The following is a 4,815-nucleotide window of genomic DNA, read 5'->3' on the forward strand; positions in this document are numbered from 1 at the left end:
ACTTAGTTTACCTTGTGGGACTAAGTAGTATTTTTGTATCTAGTTTACGTCATATTGGCGGTTAGGACATCAAATAAGAAAAATACTGATTTCAGGTAAAGATTCAGGAATAATTACCTGTCCCTGAGGATATAACTTTGCAACTGCCATAAATTTAAATCCATAACCTAATTCTAACATTCCTCTTCCCATCTGCGTCTGTGCGTGCAAAAAAAGGACGAACTAAAAAAGTCCGCCCTTAGAAATTACCAGAAAAATCTAAATCTTCGCTTCTTCTCTTACCAACTTATCCCAACCCAAATCCTTCAAATTATTATTCCTTCTTAAAGGACGAGTTACCAACTCCAAAACATCACGCGCATTCCCAAAACCGTGAATTTGAGCAAAAGTAAACTCCACAGACCACTTAGTATTAATACCCCGTGCTTCCAATGGGTTAGCATGAGCCATACCAGTAATAACCAAATCAGGTTTCAACTCATAAATCCGTTGAATTTGATTGTAATTATCAGGCTTTTCCACAATAGTTGGAAGAGGTGAATTCATTTCCCGACAAGTCTTTTCTAACAAAGCCAACTCAGCAGCTTGATAGCGTTTATCCATGTAAGGAATGCCAATTTCCTGAACAGTCATACCACAGCGAATTAAAAACCGCGCCATAGAAATTTCCAACAGGTTATCACCCATCAAAAACACAGACTTACCGCGAATCAGTTTTACATAATCTTCCAACCCAGCCCAAATTTGCGCTTCCCGTTCATCTAAACCTTTGGGTGTAATTCCAAACACAGAACAGATTTTTTCAATCCAAGCGCGAGTACCGTCGGGACCAATGGGGAAAGGTGCGCCTATGAGTTTACACTTACGGCGGCGCATTAAAGTTGTCGCAGTGCGACTGAGGAAAGGATTCACACCAGCGACATAATACCCTTCTTCAATCACAGGTAATTCTGTAAACCGTTTTGCAGGTAGCCAACCAGAAACTTTAATACCTTGTTTTTTCAGTTCCAAGGTTAATTGGGTAACTACTGGGTCAGGTAAAGAACCGAATAGCACCAAAGGCGGATGATCTACATACTCAGATTCATCGTGGGCGATGTCTTCTTTTTTCTTACCGAAATTCATTAGCTTCTGAATGGCGTTACGCTCGCCTTTTTCAGTTTCCGATACTGGAGACTTTTCAGGACAACGATGAGCCATAGCGGCTAACACAGTGTCCTCTCCTTGGGTAAATGCGTAGTCGAGTCCGTTAGCACGGGCGACCACAATGGGAATACCTAAATCAGCTTCTAACTTAGGTGCTAAACCTTCCAAATCGGTTTTAATAATTTCGGTGGTGCAAGTACCAATCCAGACAATTACACTAGGATTGCGATCGCGTTTAATCTGCTCACATAACCGTTTTAATTCTTCATAATCATTCAATTGTGCGGAAATATCCCCTTCTTCCAACTCAGCCATAGCATAGCGGGGTTCAGCAAAAATCATCACTCCCATGGCATTTTGCAGGAAGTAACCACAGGTCTTTGTACCAATTACCAAAAAGAAACTATCCTCAATTTTTTGGTATAACCAGGCCACACAACTAATGGGGCAAAAAGTGTGATAATTTCCGGTTTCACATTCAAAATTTAAAGCTTCTGGCTGTTGAGCAACAGTCATATTAATATTCTCCCTTTATTTTTTCAGCTTGTAAAGCAGGTGATTGGTGATTGGTAATTCTTGTCTGTCACCTGTCACCTGTCACCTGTTTTCAACAATTAATTGTTAGGGAAGAGACGAGCCATTTCTGATTCATCAAAAACCTCAGATGGCAGTTCTTCCATTAACAAATCGTTATTTTCATCACCATTGCTTAACGATGTTTCATCACCCCAGATGTCCGAGACTACATCATTAAACCCATTTTCTTCAGATGTACTTAGTTCATCAAATGAATTCTCTTCAGATAGATTCAGCCCAGTAAAAGCGTTTTCATCTATTTCTCCAAAAGCATTGTCAGGTATTTCCCCAAAAGCATCGTCATCTTCTAAAGCGAGAGAGTTAAATCCCTGATTATTGCTTTCATCAGCTAAAGAGATGGGATTAAAAGAGACATTACCGAAATCATCCATTGCTTCTGACTCATCAGTGATATCTTCAACGGCTAAAGAAATATCACCAAAATCATCATCACTATCGGCTGCCCAAGTTGCTTGGGTCTCCTCTTTCAAGTCATTGATTTTCGGATCAGGGACGGGGAAGGATTCCGCTTCAGGTTCAGAGATATCTTCCATGACAACGGAGTGCTGACGCAAGTACATCTCTGGTTCTACAGTCGGACTAAGACGATTACCAAGGGCAATATCTGGGTCAAAATGTAAATCCAGAACTTCAATCAAAGTATCCGCATCTGGATTGAGTTTGGCAAAAGGAAACATTAGCTGGGCTAATTTCGGTTCTAGAGCATTGATGACTCCCAGGATGAGGTAAGAAGACGGACGCTTGCCGCCATCAGGAGTATAAACTGATTCAATAGTCATCTGGAGCGTAATCCAATCACGATTAGCTTGAAAGAATTGCAACCACTTTTGTTTGAGTGAATCGGTAAAGCTATCAAAGAAAGCCATAAGTCCATCCTGAGAGGTAAAATGTTTTATACAATCATCAAGTCTAATTCCTCTTCAGCATTTGTGGCTTTAACTTTTACTGGATTGAGATAAAAATCTGACAATAGAGAAAAAAGTTCACGATCCGGAGTATCGTTAGGCACAACACCTTCCGGTTGCGCGAGAATTTGATCGGCAATATTCAGGTAATAGTCGCAAACGTAGCTCAGAGAAGGATCGGACTCGGCCATTTCAAATAAAGTTTTGCCTTTGACGCGGGAAACGCGGATATCTTCAATCAAAGGTAATACCTCTAAAACAGGCATGGGTACGGCTTCTATATATTTATCAATTAAGTCCCGCTTGGAGGTACGATTACCGATTAAACCCGCTAGACGTAAGGGGTGAGTCCGGGCTTTTTCACGGACGGAAGCGGCAATTCTGTTGGCAGCAAATAGGGCATCAAAGCCATTATCTGTAACAATTAGACAATAATCTGCATAATTTAACGGTGCTGCAAAGCCACCACAGACAACATCACCAAGAACATCAAATAAAATTACATCGTACTCATCAAAAGCATTAAGTTCTTTTAATAATTTGACTGTTTCCCCAACTACATAGCCACCACAACCAGCACCGGCTGGAGGTCCACCTGCTTCAACGCAATCAACACCACCATAGCCTTTGTAAATTACATCCTCTGGCCAAACATCTTCGTAGTGATAATCCTTTTCTTGCAAGGTATCAATAATTGTGGGAATCAAAAACCCAGTCAGGGTAAAGGTGCTGTCATGTTTGGGGTCACAGCCAATTTGTAGCACCTTCTTACCCCGTTTAGCTAGAGCCACAGAGATATTACAACTGGTTGTAGATTTGCCGATTCCACCTTTTCCGTAAACTGCTAGTTTCATTGTTGTGCCTCTCTTATAGTTTCTTTACAAACTCTTAGCTCAAACATTTGCCTGTATCTAGGTTGATTCGGGGATGTCTGAGGTATGTGATTGCCATTATTGTGCAAATCCCCTAGAAAGGAAAGGGGGTGAAAATCCGAAAAATGCTGATATACGCCGTTTGATTGCGAAAATAATGTTTTATTACCTTATTAATTGCTTAATTAGTTTAAAAAAGCCTAAAAATATCATTTTTAATATTTTTATTTAGTATTTATATAAAAATAGTGTCAAAAGACAAAAAAACAGCATAGGTAAAAATCTATTAATTCCATAGTATTTGCTTATTATTGTCGCCATTGACGATATTACAGGTATTTACGGTGTATGCAACGATAAAAGCATTGTCAGCACTACGTTGTAAATAAAGGCAGGATATTGCAATCAGATGAATTAAGAGTTCTGATTAAGGAGTAAAATTGGCAATAAAGATATTTTTACAAGCGTCCCTTCCCTCATAGTCATGATCACTTCTGGATTAGTAAATATTTATTAAATTAGAAAATATCTGATATAAAACTTAACAAGTGATTGGTAATTGGTAATTAGTATGAAGAAAAATTTCCTAACAACGGACAACGGACAACGGACAACGGACAACGGACAACGGACAACGGACAACTGACAAATGACTAAAAAACAAAAATTTCCTTACTTACTGGGTTCTAAATGGACCGCACAGCAAAAAGTTGATGGTTGGCGACATTTTCAGGTTGTTAACCGCAAAAATCAGGGTAAATGGGTATATGCGGAAATGGTGGCAGCTTGCGATCCTCAAGTGCGCTTTTGGTTAAATGCTAAATTATTGCAAGATAATTCTCAATGGTATGCTGGGTGGCAAACTTTACAGGAAATCAATTCTATCGAAAGCCATTAATTCCCCATTCCCCATTCCCCATTCCCCATTCCCCCAAAAGTTCAAATCATCAATGGTTGTTGATATAATGGCACTGTAAAAGTCACCGTTGAACCAAGTCCTTCACCGAGACTATAGAAATGGACTTGACCACCCATTGCTTCTATCAGCTTTTGGGATATGGTTAGTCCCAAACCTGTACCACCATAATGGCGAGTCCGAGAACCATCAACCTGAGAGAATAATTGAAATAGTTTATCCTGCTTGTCTAGGGAAACACCAATACCTGTGTCAGCAACGCGAACTTTGACTATTCCAGGGTGTTTTTTCAGCATTAAATCAGCACTGATAGTAATGCCACCTTCATGGGTAAATTTAATGGCATTACCTACCAAATTCAGCATTACCTGTAATAATC

Annotated in this window: 5 protein-coding genes; 1 reads left to right on the plus strand and 4 read right to left on the minus strand. The window is 39.7% G+C overall.

Annotation, left to right across the window (positions count from 1 at the left end; translation table 11 throughout):
- Positions 1-258 precede the first annotated feature (258 nt).
- From FJR11_RS23210 to bchL, 3 genes are all read right to left on the minus strand, one after another.
- Positions 259-1,662 (minus strand): ferredoxin:protochlorophyllide reductase (ATP-dependent) subunit N, encoded by a 1,404-nt coding sequence (locus FJR11_RS23210; RefSeq protein WP_168508038.1) that lies wholly within the window; start codon positions 1,660-1,662, stop codon positions 259-261.
- A gap of 98 nt (positions 1,663-1,760) precedes the next feature.
- Positions 1,761-2,609 (minus strand): DUF5331 domain-containing protein, encoded by an 849-nt coding sequence (locus tag FJR11_RS23215; RefSeq protein WP_168508040.1) that lies wholly within the window; start codon positions 2,607-2,609, stop codon positions 1,761-1,763.
- Positions 2,610-2,635: 26 nt separating this feature from the next.
- Complete coding sequence (gene bchL, locus FJR11_RS23220) at positions 2,636-3,502, minus strand: ferredoxin:protochlorophyllide reductase (ATP-dependent) iron-sulfur ATP-binding protein (protein WP_168508042.1); 867 nt, start codon at positions 3,500-3,502, stop codon at positions 2,636-2,638.
- A gap of 667 nt (positions 3,503-4,169) precedes the next feature.
- Here bchL and FJR11_RS23225 point away from each other — a divergent pair.
- Positions 4,170-4,418, plus strand: coding sequence for a TIGR02450 family Trp-rich protein (locus FJR11_RS23225; protein WP_168508044.1), 249 nt, complete (start codon positions 4,170-4,172; stop codon positions 4,416-4,418).
- Positions 4,419-4,459: 41 nt separating this feature from the next.
- On the opposite strand, the gene FJR11_RS23230 is transcribed toward FJR11_RS23225, so the two are convergent.
- Positions 4,460-4,815, minus strand: a 356-nt coding sequence (locus tag FJR11_RS23230; protein ID WP_254444841.1) for an ATP-binding protein, incomplete at its 5' end; no start/stop codon positions are given.

It is taken from the genome of Anabaena sp. UHCC 0187 (genome assembly GCF_009712035.1).
Classification (GTDB): Bacteria; Cyanobacteriota; Cyanobacteriia; order Cyanobacteriales; family Nostocaceae; genus Dolichospermum.